The following is a 17,237-nucleotide window of genomic DNA, read 5'->3' as shown; positions in this document are numbered from 1 at the left end:
CTAAAAGAGCCCTGTGAATCCGCGAAGGTTACAGGCCCGGAATACGGCCGTTGCGGAACAGGTCGACGAAGATCTGGTGGTCGGCACGCGCGCGTGCGCCGTAGCTGTGCGCGAAGTCCACAAGGAGTTGATCGAAGCCCGCGCCGTCGTCGGGGTCCGCCGCGATCGCCGCGTCGATGGCCCGCTCGGTGGAGAACGGCACCAGGGACTCGCCGGAGGTGTCGTCCGCCGCCGAGTGCATCGACGCCGTGGCCCGGCCGAGGTCCGCGACGACCGCCGCGATCTCCTCCGGGTCGTCGATGTCGCTCCAGTCCAGGTCGACCGCGTACGGGGACACCTCGGCGACCAGCTGCCCGGAGCCGTCCAGCTCGGTCCAGCCCAGCCACGGGTCGGCGTGCGCCTGCAGGGCGCGCTGGGAGATCACCGTGCGGTGGCCCTCGTGCTGGAAGTAGTCGCGGATGGCCGGGTCCGTGATGTGCCGGGAGACGGCCGGGGTCTGGGCCTGCTTGATGTAGATCACGACGTCGTTCTCCAGGGCGTCCGTGGAGCCCTCCAGGAGGATGTTGTACGACGGCAGGCCGGCCGAGCCGATGCCGATGCCGCGCCGGCCGACGACGTCCTTCACGCGGTAGGAGTCCGGGCGGGACAGGGACGACTCGGGAAGCGTCTCCAGGTAGCCGTCGAAGGCGGCGAGGACCTTGTAGCGGGTGGCGGCGTCCAGCTCGATGGAGCCGCCGCCGGAGGCGAAGCGGCGCTCCCAGTCGCGGATCTCCGTCATCGAGTCCAGCAGCTCGAAGCGGGTCAGCGAGCGGGCCGCGCGCAGCGCGCCGAGCAGCGGGCCCTCGGCGCTGTCCAGGGTGAAGGGCGGCACCTCGTCGCTCTTGGCGCCGGTCGCCAGCGCGTGGATCCGCTCCCGGTAGGCGCCCGCGTACACCTCGACCAGCTCGGTGATCTGCTCGTCGCTGAGGGCCTTCGCGTACCCGACCAGCGCGATGGAGGCCGAGAAGCGCTTCAGGTCCCAGGTGAAGGGGCCGACGTAGGCCTCGTCGAAGTCGTTGACGTTGAAGACCAGGCGGCCGTTGGAGTCCATGTACGTGCCGAAGTTCTCCGCGTGCAGGTCGCCGTGGATCCACACGCGCGAGGTGCGCTCGTCCAGGAACGGGCCGCCGCGCTTCTCGGCGTCCACGTCGTGGTAAAAGAGCGCCGCCGTGCCCCGGTAGAAGGCGAAGGCCGAGGCCGCCATCTTCCGGAACTTCACGCGGAACGCGGCCGGGTCGGCGGCCAGGAGCTCGCCGAAGGCGGTGTCGAAGACGGCGAGGATCTCCTCGCCGCGCTGCTCGCCGTTGAGCTGGGGGTCCGGCATCGCTGGGTGCCTCCTGGTACGGGTGGTGCGTGACATGTGGGGCGGATCTCTCCTTCGGGCCAACGTGCGAAGGTCCGGGGGAGTGCCCGCTTTCTTCGCCTGAAGGTACGCGGGGTGGCGGGCGGATTGTCAGTGCCGAGGCATAGGATTTCGCCGTCCCACCAGACTGTCCGCAGTCGGTCCGCAGTCGGTCGGAAGATCGTCGACGCTTGTTTCCTCTGGAGGCCGAAACCGTGTCAAAGCCGCCGTTCACGCACCTGCACGTCCACACCCAGTACTCGCTGCTGGACGGTGCCGCGCGGCTGAAGGACATGTTCAACGCCTGCAACGAGATGGGCATGACGCACATCGCCATGTCCGACCACGGCAACCTGCACGGGGCGTACGACTTCTTCCACACCGCGCAGAAGGCCGGAGTCACCCCGATCATCGGGATCGAGGCGTACGTCGCGCCCGAGTCGCGGCGCAACAAGCGCAAGATCCAGTGGGGCCAGCCGCACCAGAAGCGGGACGACGTCTCCGGTTCCGGTGGCTACACCCACAAGACGATGTGGGCGGTGAACAGTACCGGCCTGCACAACCTCTTCCGGCTCTCCTCCGACGCCTACGCCGAGGGCTGGCTGCAGAAGTGGCCCCGGATGGACAAGGAGACGATCTCCCAGTGGTCCGAGGGGATCGTCGCCTCCACCGGCTGCCCCTCCGGCGAGCTGCAGACCCGGCTCCGCCTCGGCCAGTATGACGAGGCGCTGAAGGCGGCCGCCGACTACCAGGACATCTTCGGCAAGGACCGCTACTTCCTGGAGCTGATGGACCACGGCATCGAGATCGAGCACCGGGTCCGCGACGGCCTCCTGGAGATCGGCAAGAAGCTCGGCATCCCGCCGCTGGTGACGAACGACTCGCACTACACGTACGCGCACGAGGCGACCGCCCACGACGCCCTGCTGTGCATCCAGACCGGCAAGAACCTCTCCGACCCGGACCGCTTCAAGTTCGACGGCACCGGCTACTACCTGAAGTCCACGGACGAGATGTACGCCGTCGACTCCTCGGACGCCTGGCAGCAGGGCTGCGCCAACACGCTCCTGGTCGCCGAGATGGTCGACACCACCGGCATGTTCGAGGCGAAGAACCTCATGCCGAAGTTCGACATCCCCGAGGGCTACACCGAGGTCACCTGGTTCAAGGAGGAGGTCCGCCGCGGCATGGAGCGCCGCTTCCCCGGCGGCGTCCCGGACGACCGCCAGAAGCAGGTCGAGTACGAGCTGGACGTCATCATCCAGATGGGGTTCCCGGGCTACTTCCTCGTGGTCGCCGACTTCATCATGTGGGCCAAGAACAACGGCATCGCGGTCGGCCCCGGCCGAGGCTCCGCGGCCGGTTCGATCGTCGCGTACGCCATGGGCATCACCGACCTCGACCCGATCCCGCACGGTCTGATCTTCGAGCGGTTCCTCAACCCCGAGCGCGTCTCCATGCCCGACGTCGACATCGACTTCGACGAGCGCCGGCGCGTCGAGGTGATCAGGTACGTGACCGAGAAGTACGGCGCCGACAAGGTCGCCATGATCGGCACCTACGGCAAGATCAAGGCCAAGAACGCCATCAAGGACTCCGCGCGCGTGCTGGGCTACCCGTACGCGATGGGCGACCGCCTCACCAAGGCGATGCCCGCCGACGTCCTCGGCAAGGGCATCGACCTGGACGGCATCACCAACCCCTCGCACCCGCGGTACAACGAGGCGGGCGAGATCCGCGGGATGTACGAGAACGAGCCGGACGTCAAGAAGGTCATCGACACCGCCAAGGGCGTCGAGGGCCTGGTCCGGCAGATGGGTGTGCACGCGGCCGGCGTGATCATGTCCAGCGAGCCCATCGTCGACCACGCCCCGATCTGGGTGCGGCACACCGACGGTGTGACCATCACGCAGTGGGACTACCCGCAGTGCGAGTCGCTCGGCCTGCTGAAGATGGACTTCCTCGGCCTGCGCAACCTGACGATCATGGACGACGCCGTCAAGATGGTGAAGTCCAACAAGGGCATCGACCTCGACCTGCTGGCCCTGCCGCTCGACGACCCGAAGACCTTCGAACTCCTCCAGCGCGGCGACACCCTCGGCGTCTTCCAGTTCGACGGCGGCCCCATGCGCTCGCTGCTGCGTCTGATGAAGCCCGACAACTTCGAAGACATCTCCGCCGTCTCCGCGCTCTACCGTCCCGGCCCGATGGGCATGGACTCGCACACCAACTACGCGCTGCGCAAGAACAAGCTCCAGGAGATCACCCCGATCCACAAGGAGCTGGAGGAGCCCCTGGAAGAGGTCCTGGCCGTCACCTACGGCCTGATCGTCTACCAGGAGCAGGTGCAGAAGGCCGCGCAGATCATCGCCGGCTACTCGCTCGGCGAGGCCGACATCCTGCGCCGTGTGATGGGCAAGAAGAAGCCCGACGAACTGGCGAAGAACTTCGTCCTGTTCCAGAAGGGCGCCCGGGACAAGGGCTTCAGCGACGAGGCCATCCAGGCGCTGTGGGACGTGCTGGTCCCGTTCGCCGGATACGCGTTCAACAAGGCGCACTCCGCCGCGTACGGCCTGGTCTCGTACTGGACCGCCTATCTGAAGGCGAACCACCCCGCCGAGTACATGGCCGGGCTGCTCACCTCGGTCAAGGACGACAAGGACAAGTCGGCCGTCTACCTCAACGAGTGCCGCCGCATGGGCATCAAGGTGCTCCCGCCGAACGTCAACGAGTCGGTGCACAACTTCGCCGCCCAGGGCGACGACGTGATCCTCTTCGGCCTGGAGGCCGTGCGCAACGTCGGCACGGGTGTCGTGGAGTCGATCATCAAGGCCCGCAAGGCGAAGGGGAAGTTCGCCTCCTTCCCCGACTACCTGGACAAGGTCGACGCCACCGCCTGCAACAAGCGGACCACGGAATCCCTCATCAAGGCGGGCGCCTTCGACGCGCTCGGGCACACCCGCAAGGGCCTCACCGCCCAGTACGAGCCGATGATCGACAACGTGGTGCAGGTCAAGCGCAAGGAGGCCGAGGGCCAGTTCGACCTCTTCGGCGGGATGGGCGAGGAGGAGAGCAGCGAGCCCGGGTTCGGCCTCGACGTGGAGTTCACCACCGACGAGTGGGACAAGACCTATCTGCTCGCCCAGGAGCGGGAGATGCTCGGTCTGTACGTCTCCGACCATCCGCTCTTCGGCCTGGAGCACGTGCTCTCCGACAAGGCCGACGCGGGCATCGCGCAGCTGACCGGCGGTGAGCACGCCGACGGCGCGGTCGTCACCATCGGCGGCATCATCTCCGGCCTGCAGCGCAAGATGACCAAGCAGGGCAACGCCTGGGCGATCGCCACCGTCGAGGACCTCGCGGGCTCCATCGAGTGCATGTTCTTCCCGGCGACCTACCAGCTCATCTCGACCCAACTCGTCGAGGACGCGGTCGTGTTCGTCAAGGGCCGCCTCGACAAGCGCGAGGACGTGCCCCGCCTGGTGGCGATGGAGCTGGCGATCCCGGACCTGTCCGCCGCGGGTGCCAACGCGCCCGTGATCCTCACCATCCCGGCCACCCGGATCACCCCGCCGATGGTCAGCCGCCTCGGCGAGATCCTCAGCCACCACAAGGGCGACAGCGAGGTCCGGATCAAGCTCCAGGGGCCGACGAAGACGACCGTGCTGCGCCTGGACCGGCACCGGGTGAAGCCGGACCCGGCGTTGTTCGGCGACCTGAAGGTGCTGCTCGGCCCGTCCTGCCTGGCCGGATAGGTTCTCCGGTCGTACGCGCGCGGAAGGGGCGCACCCGCACCGGGTGCGCCCCTTCCGCGTCCCTGGGCTTCAACAGCCCGGCGGGACCTGGTCAGTCCGCTCAGTTGTGGCCGAAGCTCTTCTGCTTCTTGCGAGCAACGTCCGCCGGGCTGCCCTGGATGTGCGACACCGGCGAGTCCTGGGACTCCGTCGACGTACGCTGCGGGTGCTCGTGGGTCTGTTCGGTCTGCGAGGTGCGGTTCTGAGAGCCACCCTTGCGGTTCTTGTTCTTGGCCATGGTGATCTGCCTCCTGTGGGGGATCTAGGGGCCGAATTCAGATTCACATAGGCTGACAACAGACGCATTTCGGATAATTACCGTGTGTGACAGGGTTTGTCGGAGAGCGAGGAGCCGAAACGCCACGCCGAAGATCGAGTTCGGGCCGTTAACCCCCGCGCCGTCGGGCAGACTCGAAGGAAGCCCCGAAAGCAAACCTCCCGGAAAGAGGGTGAGTCGCGTGGACCGCTGCATTGTCCTGGTGGACGCCGGGTATCTGCTGGGTGCCGCCGCCAGTCTCCTCGCCGGTGAGCCCTCCCGATCCCGGATCACCGTCGACCACGCCGCGCTCATCCAGGCGTTGCGCGACCGCGCGGAATCCGACACCGAGCGTCCACTGCTGCGCATCTACTGGTTCGACGGCGCCCCCGACCGCGTCCCGCAGCCGGAACACCGACGGCTGCGCGTGATGCCCCGGGTCACCGTCCGGCTCGGCGCGCTGACCCGCAGCGACGGACGCTGGGCCCAGAAGGGCGTGGACGCGGCCATGCACGCCGAGCTGACCGAGCTGGCCCGCAACCGCGCCTGCTCGGACGTCGTGCTGGTGACCGGCGACGGTGATCTGCTGCCGGGCATGATGGCCGCGAAGGAGCACGGGGTCGCCGTGCACCTGTGGGCCGTGCAGGCCGCCGACGGGGACTACAACCAGTCCGAGGACCTGGTCGCGGAGGCCGACGAGCGGCGGGTCCTGGACCGCGCGTGGATCACCCAGGCGGTGCGGGCGAAGGAGCTGACCGGGGTCTGCGCGCCGCCGCCGGCGCCGCGGCCGGAGATCGCCGCGATCCTCTCGGCGCCGCTGCCCGACTCGGGGCTGGCGGCCGCGGCCGAGCCGGGGGCCGACGAGGCCGAGCGGGCGCCCGTGGCGGGCGCGGCGGAGAACGGGGCGGCCGATCGGGTGCCGGCGCCCAAGGGGGTGCCCACGCCGAAGGACCTCGCCGCGCTGCGGGCGCCGGGCGCGCAGCCGGTGCAGCCCACGGCGACCACGGCGACCCTGCGGTGGTCCTCCGACAAGGGGTGGGTGGACCGGCCGGGCGCCGTCGCGGAGCCCGCGGAGGCCGTCTCCATGCCGACGCTGGCCCAGCTGACGACGGCGGAGCAGCGGTGGGCCGACCGGGAGGAGGACATCACGACCGTCGGCGGGGATCCGTACGAGGTCGGGCAGGTGTTCGCACGGCGGTGGATCTCGCGGCTGGGCGACCAGAACCACGTGCAGAAGCTGTCCGGGATGTACCCGCGGATTCCGCATCGGATCGACGGGGAGCTGTTGCGGTACGCGGCCCGGTTCGGGCTGCTGGCGCACAAGGACGACCAGATCGACGAGCACGACCGGTACGCCATTCGGGCGGGGTTCTGGCGCGAGATCGACGTGCCGGCGGGGGCCGCGGAGCATGCGCCGGCGAATGAGTCGGCCCCGGGGTCGTGAAGCCGACGGCCCCAAAGGCGAGTAAACGGGACCGACCCCGTAGTCTCGTCCCTTGTGAGTACGGGCGTGGGTCGGGCACTTCGGCAGCAGAGCGACGTGGTGTGTGCCGTGCGTGGGCTGACGAAGACCTACGCCGCGGTCAAAGGGCGGCGTGGGACTCCCGCGGTGCCCGAGGTCCGGGCCACCGACCGGGTGGACCTCGATGTCCGGCGCGGGGAGATCTTCGGGCTGCTCGGGCCGAACGGAGCCGGCAAGTCCACCCTCGTACGACAGCTCACCGGGCTGCTGCGGCCCGACGCCGGCACCGTCGAGATCCTCGGCCACGACATCGTGCGACATCCTGAGCGGGCCGCGCGGATCCTCGCCTACCTCGGCCAGGAGTCCAGCGCCCTCGACGAGCTGACCGTGTCCCTCGCCGCCGAGACCACCGGGCGGCTGCGCGGCCTGGACGTACGGCAGGCCCGTGCCGAGCGGGACGCGGTGCTGGCGGAGCTGGGGCTCGCGCCCCTCGCCGGGCGGGCGATCAAGAAACTCTCCGGCGGCCAGCGGCGGCTGGCCTGCTTCGCCGCGGCGCTGGTCGGACAGCGGCCGTTGCTGGTGCTCGACGAGCCGACGACCGGGATGGACCCGGTGGCCCGGCGGGCCGTGTGGGCCGCTGTCGACCGGCGCCGGGCCGAGCACGGCGCGACCGTCGTCCTGGTCACCCACAACGTGATCGAGGCCGAGACGGTGCTCGACCGGGTCGCCGTGCTCGACCAGGGGCGGGTCATCGCCTGTGACACCCCGGCCGGGCTCAAGGAACGGGTCGCCGGCGAGGTGCGGGTGGAACTGGTGTGGCGGGATCGGCCCCCGCTGGACGTGCCCGAGGTGGCCGTCCTGCGGGAGCGTGCCGTCGAGTCCGGCCGGCGCTGGACGCTGCGGCTCGCACCCGAGGAGGCGCGTGCCGTCGTCGCCACGGTGACCGGCGGGGCCGCCTTCGCGGCCCTCGACGACTTCACCCTCGCCACGCCCAGCCTGGAGGACGTCTATCTGGAGCTGGGCGGCGCCGCACGGCAGGGGCTGGTGAAGGCATGAGCGTGAACGCCGGGGCGACCGGGCCCGTACGGGAAGGCGCGGCGGCCGTACGTGCCGTGGATGCCGTTGGGAAGAGGAGCTGCGCGACGTGAGTGTCGTACCCGCGGAGGTTCTGCCGGGCGGTGCCCTGGCCCTGGAGGAGACGGCGCCGCGCGCGGCGGCCGAGCTGGGCCCGCGTGCGCGTCTGTGGCCGTCGCTGGCGGCCGTCTACCGGGCGCAGCTGTCCCGTGCCCGGGTGGCGCGCATCCCGCTGCTGTTCGTCGCGACCTTCCAGTCCGTCGGCATCATGATCATGATGCGCGGGGTGGTGGACAGCCGGGGCGAGGCCCAGTCCGTGGTGGCGGGGTCGTCGGTGGTCGTCGTCGCCTACGTGGCCCTGAACCTGCTCGCGCAGTACTTCGGGCAGCTGCGGGCGAGCGGCGGCCTCGACCACTACGCCACGCTGCCGGTGCCGCCGGCCTCCGTGGTGCTCGGGGCGGCCGCGGCGTACGCCTCCTTCACCGTGCCGGGGACGCTGGTGACGGCCGTCTTCGGGTGTGTGCTGTTCGGGCTGCCGCTGAGCAACCTGTGGATTCTGCTGGCCGTGATCCCGCTGGCGGGGGCCGCTCTGTCCGGGCTCGGCGCCGCCTGTGGGCTGCTCGCGCCCCGGCCCGAACTCGCCACGCTGCTGGGGCAGTTGGGCATGTCGGCGGCACTGCTGCTCGGTGTGCTGCCGCCGGACCGGATGCCGGGGATCATCCAGTTCGCACGTGACCTGCTGCCCTCGACGTACGGCGTGGAGGCCTACGCCCGGACCTTCGGGGCGCGGCCCGACTGGGCCGTCGTCCTTGCTGACCTGGGCGTGTGCGCCGGGGTGGGGGTCGTCTCGTTGGCCGTCGCCACCTGGGCGTACCGTCGGGCCGCCGTCCGGTGACGCGCCGCACAGGCCGACCTGGCACGATGTCAGGGTGACCGCACCGTTGACGCCGCCTCCGCCGCCGCACGACCAGTCCTCGCACCAGGCCTGGCAGGCGCCGCCGCCTGCCAGGACGGTCGAAGCATCGTACGGACAGGACGGTCCCGGGATGAAGACCGAGCTGCGTCAGGCCACGGTGATCGTTCTCGCGGTGGCGGTGAGCGGGGTGCTGCTCGGCCTGCTGTGGCTGTGGCTGGCGCCACACGTCCCGCTGGTGGGGGACCACACCACCAAGGGCTGGGTGGTCTACCTCGAGGACACCGAGGGCGAGCAGGCGGTGGGGGTGGACGGGACGTTCACGCTGCTGGCGCTGGCGTTCGGGGCGGTGAGCGCGGCGGTGGCGTTCCTGTGGCAGCGGCGCGGCGGCGTGCCGCTGGTGGTGGCGCTGGGGGTCGGAGGGGTGCTCGGGTCGCTGCTGGCGTGGCGGCTGGGCGTGTGGCTGGGGCCGGAGCACGACGTGATCGCGCACGCGAAGGCCGTGGGCAAGGGGGTCACGTTCTCGGCGCCGCTGAAGTTGGGGGCGAAGGGGGCGTTGCTGGCGTGGTCGCTGTCGGCGTTGGTGGTGCACCTGGGGCTGACGGCGTTGTTCGGGCCGCGGGATCCGGAGCCGCCCTACGAGGACGGACCGTACGCGGCTCCGCCGGCGTAGTTCTCCGCCCCCGCCGCCCTTACCCGTCCCATCTGTCCAGGGGGCTCGGCCCCCTTCGGCCCCCGCACCCGGCGGCTGCCGCCCCGGACCCCCGCATCGGTCTGAACGGCCTCGTCCTCGAACGCCGGACGGGCCGAGTGGTGGGGGTGCGGACCGGCTGCGAGGCTCACGAGCGCGGGGAACCGCGCGATCCGACCGCGGCGGGCCGTGGTCGGCAGTTCGCCCGTGCTCCCATTCCCTATGCCGGACGGCGACCGTGGTTCGCGTGGCCCTTCTTCGTGCGCCACTTTCGTTTCCGTGTCTTCTTTGACATGTCTCCCGTAATTAACCGAGAACGGGAGCCGCGTCGAGAGGTCACGCACGCCCGATGGGTGCCACGGTCGCGTCCGTCAGGTCGGCCAGGGACGTCGGGGACAGCTCGACCTCCAGGCCGCGGCGGCCCGCCGAGACGCAGATCGTGGGGTGGCTGGACGCCGACGCGTCCAGGACCGTGGGGAGCTTCTTGCGCTGGCCCAGCGGGGAGATGCCACCGCGGACGTAGCCCGTCGTGCGCTCGGCCAGGGCCGGGTCCGCCATCGCCGCGCGTTTGCCGCCGACCGCCGTCGCCAGGGCCTTCAGGTCCAGGCTGCCGGCCACCGGCACCACCGCGACCGTGAGTGCGCCGTCGACGTCCGCGACCAGGGTCTTGAAGACCCGGTCGGGGGACACACCCATCGCCTCCGCCGCCTCCTCGCCGTAGGACGGGTGGGAGGGGTCGTGGTCGTAGGAGTGGACGGTGAAGTCCACGCCCGCCGCGGTCAGGGCCACCGTCGCCGGGGTGCCGCCGGACTGCTGCTTCTTCGACTTCTTCGGCATGTCAGGAAACCCCGGCTCAGTTCAGGCTCGTCGGCGTCCGCGTCAGCTCCGCCGCGGGCAGTGACGGCAGGTTACGGATGATCGCCGTCTCGGAGCGAAGCAGTTTCAGCTCGTCGCGGAGCCGGGACGCGGTGTCGGGCGCCTGGAGCAGCCGCTGCTTGGTGGGGATGTCGTGCATCATCGCCGCGGCGACCAGGTAGGAGACCACGGACGGTTCGTCGGGGAGTTCGACGCCCGTCGACAGCGAGCGCTCCCGCGCCCCCGCCAGCCGCTTCTGGTACTGGCGGAAGGCCCGCAGCACCCCCTCCGCCAGCGCGCCCGCCTCGTCGCCCGGTTCCTCGGGCAGCTCCTCCAGCTCCGCCGTCAGGAACGGCCCCGACGCGTCGACGGAGAGCAGCCGCACCCGGCTGGTCCCGGTCGCCAGCACCTCGAACGTGCCGTTCGCCCGCTCCCGGATCGTCGCCGCGTCCGCCACGCAGCCCACCCGGTGGAAGGACTTGAGGGGGTCGGGCCCGAAGCCGGCCGTCGGCCCCCGGTCGGGCTGGGCCGTCGGATCCGGCATGCCCGGCGCGCTCGGTGCCACCTCGTGGCCGTCGCGGATCGCCACGACGGCGAACCGGCGTGGTTCCTCCTCGGGGGTCTTCAGGAGATCGCGCATCATGGCGCGATAGCGCTCCTCGAAGACGTTCAGCGGCAGCACGAGCCCCGGGAACAGCACCGAGTTCAGTGGGAAGAGGGGAAGACGGACGGTGGTCACGGCGCCACAGCCTAGTGGTCATCGGCGGGAACGTGTCCGCCGTGCTCGGCCTGTGGGCGTCCCGCGCTCCGCTGCGAGGGGACCGGTCCGGTCTCGGGGAGCGGTTCGGTACCGGCCAGCAGGTGCGCCCGCAGCCGTACGAAATGGCCCAGCGGGTCGTCGGACAGGCGGTCCCAGGGGAACGACGTGACGTACGGGCCGATCAGGTGCAGCTGGGTGCGGGCGGCCTCCCAGCGCTCCAGCCGGACCAGGAGGTACATCAGCTTGTTGCGGACCTCGGCCGGCCAGGGGTCGGCCGCCGGGAACCGCCCGGAGAGGGCGATCGCCCGGTCGGCCGCCGCCTCCAGGCGGGCGCGCGGCACCACCGGTCCGCAGCCGTCGGCGAGGTAGGAGAAGGCGGCGCGGGCCGGGAGGGCCTGGACGAGGGAGTCGGCCGGGGCGTCCTGGGCGGCCAGGTCGGCGAAGTCGAAGCACTCGCCGTGCGAGCCGTGCCAGTACGTGCCCAGATAGCGCAGGGCCGCCACATGGCAGCCGTAGTGGTGCGGGGCGCGCCGGACCGCCGCCTCCCACAGCTCCTCGAAGTACTTGTGACCGGCGTCGGAGCCGCGCGCGTGGTCCAGCGCCACCCGCCAGGGCACCGGGTCGCGGTCGTCGCCCCGTGCGGCGGCCGTGATCAGGGGACTCACCGCGCGTAGCAACTCGGTCCGGGCCGGGGAGGGCCAGGCCTGGTCCACCGCCAGCTGGGCCCGGAGCAGGAGCAGGTCCGGGTCGTGGGGAGCGGCCGCGGACCAGTCGCCCAGCCACTCGGCCCGGGAGCGGGCGAAGAGGGCGAGCCGGTGCACGTAGCGGTCCCGCGCCTCCCACTCGGCCGCGGCCCGGGTACCGGCCAGCAGTCGTGCGGCGGGCTGGTACTCGCCACGGCCCGCCGCGACCAGCACGGGGGCGAGCCGTTCGTCGGGCGCGTCGAGGAAGACCTCGTCGTCGGCCGGCAGCGGACCGAGGGCGGGGCGTGGGGTGATCCTTGCCGTCCGTGTGGGGCGGAACAGCGCGCGCAGCGAAGCCATGGTGTCGCCATTGAAAGTCCGCAGGTCGAGCGCGCGCCAGACCACCAGGCCAACTCCGTGAAAGTTGTACGGTTACAGGTCAAGGGAAGGTAAAAGGTGACTGTTGCTCACCTATGGGGTACCTGCCAGGCGCACCCAGCCGTGCCTAGCGTGCCCTACCGCGCCCCGCCGTGCCTACCGTGCCCGACCAGCGCCTGACGGCGCCCACCGCGCCTAACCGCGCCTCAGCAGCCGGGTGGCCCCCGCCGCCACCGTCGTCGCCAGGATCCAGCCCAGCAGGATCATCGCGGCGGCCGCCCACTGCCAGCCCCCGCTGAGGCGCCACTGATCGACCTGGCCCAGGTCGATCACCGGCAGCAGCAGATCGAGGACGAACAGCGCCGGGTCCCAGACCGGATGCCCGCCGGAGGTCATCGGCGGATGCGGGGCGTGCGCGAAGGCGAGCGTGCCCGCCGCCCACAGCACCGCCATCCACACCGCCGCCCGGCCCGGCCGGTAGCCGTAGGCCACCGTCAGGTCCTGCGCGTACCCCCAGAACTTGGCGGCGACCGGCAGCGTCTCGCGGCGCCGGCGCTGCTTGGCGAGCTGCACCTCGCGCGCGTCCTCGTCCTCGCCGGCGGCCCGCAGCACGGTCGCGAGCCGCTCGTACGGCTCCGGGTTGTACTCGGCGGTCGCCGCCGCCACCCAGCCGAGCCGCCGGGTCAGCGGGAACGGGCCCTGCGGAACCAGGTTCTCGTAGGCGAAGCCGCCCATGTGCAGCCGCCCGGGGCCCGGCCAGCTGGTCGCCCGGTCCACCAGGTTCACGGTCCGGGCGCCCGACAGCACCACCCGGCCACGCTGCGGCTCCTCCCCGAGGAACCGCAGTTCCGGAGCCTGCACCCGGCGCAGCGACAGCTCCTGGTCGTCCGTGAAGGTGAAGCGCGCCCGCTCCAGGTCGACGGCGTCCCCGAACCGCCCGTCGTCCAGCCGGATCCCGCCCTGGCACTCGAACCGCTGGATCCGGGTCCCGCGCGCCGGGGTCGTGCCGCTCTGCCAGGGGCCGCCCACCCCGGCGGGGGTCAGGTACAGGGTGCGGCCGACGGTCAGCTGGGGCGCGTTCAGCGCGAACCGCCCGTGTGGATTGCGCAACCGGGCCCCGCGCAGGCTCAGCGAGACGCCCACCTTGGCGCTGCGCAGGCTCAGCTCCCCGTACGACTCCAGGAGCTCCGCCTGCAGATCCTGCCCGACCGTCATGCCGTCCGCCGCGATCGACCGGCCGCTGCGGTCCCGGTACACCACCGCCTGGTTCAGCAGCAGGTCGGTGCCGATGTGCGCGTCGGTCAGCCGGACCCCGCCCAGGAAGCGGCAGCGCGGCAGGTGCAGGTCACCCTCCGTGCGCACCCGGGCCGCCTCGAGGCGTGGCACCGCGCAGCCCACGAACCGGACGGTGGTGAAGTGCGCCTCCGGCAGCAGGACCTCGTCGTCGAACCGGCAGCCGCGCAGCTCCACGTACGGGGTGACCGTGCCACCCGCCAGGTCCAGGGCGCCGGTGATCCGCAGGCCGGCCAGCTTCAGCGCGGCCACCCGGCCCGCGAGCGCCGGCGGGCCGTCGAGCAGCAGCCAGCAGACGATCCGCGCCCGCACGGTCCGCTCGGGCCCCCAGGGGTGGCCGCCGTGCGGATCGTCCATCTGCGCGTCGCCGCTGCTCAGGTCGTACACACTGCCGTTGCGGAAGGCCTGCCACATGCCGGCCTCGGCCGCGGTCAGATCGTCCGGCAGATCCCCGTCCCGGACCCCCTCGGTCACGGCTCTTCCTTCTTCCTCAGCTACTCGTCAGTCAGGTGTTCGCCCAGCGGTGATGCCCGGTCCGTCACCTCTCGAACACAACACGTGAAGGTGATCTTCCGGGTTCCGGCCAGGCTATGTACCGGCTTTCGGCTCACGTTCTGTATCAGCCATTGATACGCGCGAACGGGCCCCGAGTGCCGTCTGAGAGAATTGAGCCTGTGATCTCCCGAATCGATCTGCGCGGCGACGCCCTCCCCGAGGGACTGGCCCTGCGCGACCTGCTGCCCCGAGCCGACTTCGACGTCTCGGCCGCCCTGGAGAAGGTGCGTCCGATCTGCGAGGCCGTGCATCATCGGGGCGACGCGGCGCTGATCGACTTCGCCGAGAGGTTCGACGGGGTCGCCCTGAAGCAGGTGCGGGTGCCCGCCGAGGCCCTGACCAGGGCGCTGGAGGAGCTGGACCCGGCCGTGCGCGCGGCCCTGGAGGAGTCCGTCCGGCGCGCCCGTCTGGTCCACCGCGAGCAGCGCCGTAGCAGCCACACCACCCAGGTCGTCCCCGGCGGATCGGTCACCGAGAAGTGGGTGCCGGTCGAACGGGTCGGGCTCTACGCGCCCGGCGGCCGGTCCGTCTACCCCTCGTCCGTGGTCATGAACGTCGTGCCCGCGCAGGAGGCCGGCGTCGAGTCCATCGCGCTCGCCTCGCCGCCGCAGGCGGAGTTCGGCGGCCTGCCGCACCCGACGATCCTCGCCGCCTGCGCCCTGCTCGGCGTCGACGAGGTGTACGCGGCCGGCGGAGCCTCCGCCGTCGCGATGTTCGCGTACGGCACCGAGTCCTGCCCGCCCGTCACCATGGTCACCGGCCCCGGCAACATCTGGGTCGCCGCCGCCAAGCGCTACTTCACCGGCCGGATCGGCATCGACGCCGAGGCCGGCCCGACCGAGATCGCGGTCCTCGCCGACGCCACCGCCGACCCGGTGCACGTCGCCGCCGACCTGATCAGCCAGGCCGAGCACGACCCGCTGGCCGCCGCCGTCCTGGTCACCGACTCCGTCGAGCTCGCGGACGCGGTGGCGAAGGAGCTGGAACCGCAGGTCGCGGCCACCAAGCACGTCGACGACCGGATCGTCCCGGCGCTCGAGGGCCGGCAGTCCGCGATCGTCCTGGTCGACGGCGTCGAGGAAGGCCTGCGGGTCGTCGACGCGTACGGCGCCGAACACCTGGAGATCCAGACCGCGGACGCCGCGGCGGTGGCCGACCGGGTCCGCAACGCGGGCGCGATCTTCGTCGGCCCCTGGGCGCCGGTCTCCCTCGGCGACTACGCCGCCGGGTCCAACCACGTGCTGCCCACCGGCGGCTGCGCCTGCCACTCCTCCGGGCTGTCCGTGCAGTCCTTCCTGCGAGGCATCCACATCGTCGACTACACGCGGGAGGCGCTGGCCGACGTCGCGCACCACGTGGTCACGCTGGCGGAGGCGGAGGACCTGCCGGCACACGGCGCGGCGGTCAAGGCGAGGTTCGGGTGGAAGGTACCGGCGAGCAAGTGAACTTCGGAATCGACGATCTCCCCGTACGGGACGAGCTGCGCGGCAAGTCCCCCTACGGCGCGCCCCAGCTGGACGTCGCCGTACGCCTGAACACCAACGAGAACCCCTACCCGCTGCCCGAGCCGCTGGTCGAGCGGATCGCCGAGCGGGTCCGCGAGGCCGCCCGGGACCTGAACCGCTACCCCGACCGGGACGCGGTCCAGCTCCGCACCGAGCTGGCCAGGTACCTGACGAAGACCGGCAACCACCAGCTCGCAGTCGAGAACGTCTGGGCGGCCAACGGCTCCAACGAGGTCATCCAGCAACTGCTGCAGACCTTCGGCGGACCCGGCCGTACCGCGCTCGGCTTCGAGCCGTCGTACTCGATGCACTCGCTGATCGCGCGCGGCACCGGCACGGAGTGGATCTCCGGCCCGCGCGAGGACGACTTCACCCTCGACGTCGAGGTCGCCGGCCGTGCGATCGCCGAGCACCGGCCGCACGTCGTGTTCATCACGACCCCCAACAACCCCACCGGCAACGCGGTGCCCGCCGAGACGGTCCTCGCGCTGTACGACGCGGCCCAGGCGGCCCGGCCGTCCATGGTCATCGTCGACGAGGCGTACGTCGAGTTCAGCCACGGCGCCTCGCTGCTGCCGCTGCTCGAAGGTCGGCCGAATCTCGTCCTCTCCCGGACCATGTCGAAGGCCTTCGGCGCGGCCGGTCTGCGCCTCGGCTACCTCGCCGCGCACCCCGCGGTGGTGGACGCCGTACAGCTCGTCCGGCTGCCGTACCACCTGTCGGCGATCACCCAGGCGACCGCGCTGGCCGCCCTGGAGCACACCGACACCCTGCTGAAGTACGTCGAGCAGCTGAAGGCCGAGCGGGACCGGCTGGTCGCCGAGATGCGCGCGCTCGGCCTGGAAGTCACCGCGTCCGACGCGAACTTCGTGCAGTTCGGGCGGTTCGAGGACCCCCACCGCGTCTGGCAGGCGATCCTCGACCGCGGGGTCCTGGTCCGCGACAACGGCGTGCCCGGCTTCCTGCGGGTGTCCGCCGGAACCCCCGAAGAGAACGACGCGTTCCTCGACGCGGTACGTGAAGTCAAGAAGGAGCTGGACGCATGACCCGCGTAGGGCGCGTGGAGCGCACCACCAAGGAGACCTCGGTCCTCGTCGAGATCGACCTCGACGGCACCGGGAAGACCGACATCGCCACCGGTGTCGGCTTCTACGACCACATGCTCGACCAACTCGGCCGGCACGGCCTGTTCGACCTCACCGTGAAGACCGACGGCGATCTGCACATCGACTCGCACCACACCATCGAGGACACCGCCCTCGCCCTCGGCGCCGCCTTCAAGCAGGCGCTCGGCGACAAGGTCGGCATCTACCGCTTCGGCAACTGCACGGTCCCGCTGGACGAGTCCCTCGCCCAGGTCACGGTGGACCTGTCGGGCCGCCCGTACCTCGTGCACACGGAGCCGGAGAACATGGCCCCGATGATCGGCGAGTACGACACCACCATGACCCGGCACATCCTGGAGTCCTTCGTGGCCCAGGCCCAGGTCGCCCTCCATGTGCACGTGCCCTATGGGCGCAACGCACACCACATCGTGGAATGCCAGTTCAAGGCGCTCGCCAGGGCGCTGCGCTATGCCTCCGAGCGCGACCCGCGCGCGGCCGGCATCCTCCCGTCGACGAAGGGCGCGCTGTAAA

14 protein-coding genes are annotated in these 17,237 nt (G+C 71.2%); 8 read left to right on the top strand and 6 right to left on the bottom strand.

Annotated features, from left to right (window positions below; translation table 11 throughout):
* Window positions 1-28: 28 nt before the first annotated feature.
* Window positions 29-1,363 (bottom strand): DUF2252 domain-containing protein, encoded by a 1,335-nt coding sequence (locus ABZ642_RS14090; RefSeq protein WP_360482232.1) that lies wholly within the window; start codon window positions 1,361-1,363, stop codon window positions 29-31.
* A gap of 233 nt (window positions 1,364-1,596) precedes the next feature.
* Here ABZ642_RS14090 and dnaE point away from each other — a divergent pair, with 233 nt between their 5' ends.
* Complete coding sequence (gene dnaE / locus ABZ642_RS14085) at window positions 1,597-5,136, top strand: DNA polymerase III subunit alpha (RefSeq protein WP_360482229.1); 3,540 nt, start codon at window positions 1,597-1,599, stop codon at window positions 5,134-5,136.
* A 100-nt stretch (window positions 5,137-5,236) separates the two neighbouring features.
* Here the strand turns inward: dnaE and ABZ642_RS14080 are convergent, their stop codons facing one another.
* Window positions 5,237-5,413, bottom strand: a complete 177-nt coding sequence (locus ABZ642_RS14080) for a hypothetical protein (RefSeq protein WP_360482226.1) — start codon at window positions 5,411-5,413, stop codon at window positions 5,237-5,239.
* Between the two features lie 220 nt (window positions 5,414-5,633).
* Between ABZ642_RS14080 and ABZ642_RS14075 the strand changes: the two genes are divergently transcribed.
* The 4 genes from ABZ642_RS14075 (at window position 5,634) to ABZ642_RS14060 (ending at window position 9,553) form a co-directional block, all read left to right on the top strand.
* On the top strand, window positions 5,634-6,875 hold the full coding sequence (locus ABZ642_RS14075; RefSeq protein WP_360482223.1) for an NYN domain-containing protein: 1,242 nt from the start codon (window positions 5,634-5,636) through the stop codon (window positions 6,873-6,875).
* A gap of 99 nt (window positions 6,876-6,974) precedes the next feature.
* A complete protein-coding gene (locus tag ABZ642_RS14070) occupies window positions 6,975-7,949 on the top strand; it encodes an ABC transporter ATP-binding protein (protein ID WP_360482502.1) in 975 nt (324 codons plus the stop codon).
* Window positions 7,950-8,037: 88 nt separating this feature from the next.
* A complete protein-coding gene (locus tag ABZ642_RS14065) occupies window positions 8,038-8,862 on the top strand; it encodes an ABC transporter permease (protein WP_360482220.1) in 825 nt (274 codons plus the stop codon).
* Between the two features lie 34 nt (window positions 8,863-8,896).
* Window positions 8,897-9,553, top strand: a complete 657-nt coding sequence (locus tag ABZ642_RS14060) for an AAA family ATPase (RefSeq protein WP_360482217.1) — start codon at window positions 8,897-8,899, stop codon at window positions 9,551-9,553.
* Window positions 9,554-9,907: 354 nt separating this feature from the next.
* On the opposite strand, the gene ybaK is transcribed toward ABZ642_RS14060, so the two are convergent.
* From ybaK to ABZ642_RS14040, 4 genes are all read right to left on the bottom strand, one after another.
* Window positions 9,908-10,408 carry a Cys-tRNA(Pro) deacylase gene (gene ybaK, locus ABZ642_RS14055; protein WP_360482214.1) on the bottom strand — a complete coding sequence of 167 codons (501 nt, stop codon included), beginning with the start codon at window positions 10,406-10,408 and terminating at the stop codon, window positions 9,908-9,910.
* Between the two features lie 16 nt (window positions 10,409-10,424).
* Complete coding sequence (locus ABZ642_RS14050; protein ID WP_360482211.1) at window positions 10,425-11,165, bottom strand: LON peptidase substrate-binding domain-containing protein; 741 nt, start codon at window positions 11,163-11,165, stop codon at window positions 10,425-10,427.
* Between the two features lie 11 nt (window positions 11,166-11,176).
* Window positions 11,177-12,229 carry a hypothetical protein gene (locus tag ABZ642_RS14045; RefSeq protein ID WP_360482208.1) on the bottom strand — a complete coding sequence of 351 codons (1,053 nt, stop codon included), beginning with the start codon at window positions 12,227-12,229 and terminating at the stop codon, window positions 11,177-11,179.
* Window positions 12,230-12,442: 213 nt separating this feature from the next.
* Window positions 12,443-14,014: an oxidoreductase gene (locus ABZ642_RS14040; protein WP_360482205.1), complete on the bottom strand. Its 1,572-nt coding sequence runs from the start codon at window positions 14,012-14,014 to the stop codon at window positions 12,443-12,445.
* A gap of 200 nt (window positions 14,015-14,214) precedes the next feature.
* Here ABZ642_RS14040 and hisD point away from each other — a divergent pair, with 200 nt between their 5' ends.
* The 3 genes from hisD to hisB are packed head-to-tail and all read left to right on the top strand — an operon-like array spanning window position 14,215 to window position 17,236.
* A complete protein-coding gene (gene hisD, locus ABZ642_RS14035; protein ID WP_360482202.1) occupies window positions 14,215-15,540 on the top strand; it encodes a histidinol dehydrogenase in 1,326 nt (441 codons plus the stop codon).
* On the top strand, window positions 15,537-16,646 hold the full coding sequence (locus ABZ642_RS14030) for a histidinol-phosphate transaminase (RefSeq protein ID WP_360482199.1): 1,110 nt from the start codon (window positions 15,537-15,539) through the stop codon (window positions 16,644-16,646). Before hisD ends, ABZ642_RS14030 begins: the two co-directional genes overlap by 4 nt.
* Window positions 16,643-17,236: an imidazoleglycerol-phosphate dehydratase HisB gene (hisB, locus tag ABZ642_RS14025; protein WP_028422551.1), complete on the top strand. Its 594-nt coding sequence runs from the start codon at window positions 16,643-16,645 to the stop codon at window positions 17,234-17,236. The genes ABZ642_RS14030 and hisB overlap by 4 nt, the downstream gene beginning before the upstream one ends.
* The last annotated feature ends 1 nt before the right edge of the window (window position 17,237 follow it).

The organism is Streptomyces sp. NPDC007157, from assembly GCF_040634235.1.
Lineage (GTDB): Bacteria > Actinomycetota > Actinomycetes > Streptomycetales > Streptomycetaceae > Streptomyces.
The sequence above is the reverse complement of the archived record's forward strand: the minus strand, read 5'-3'. Positions and strand labels throughout refer to the sequence as shown.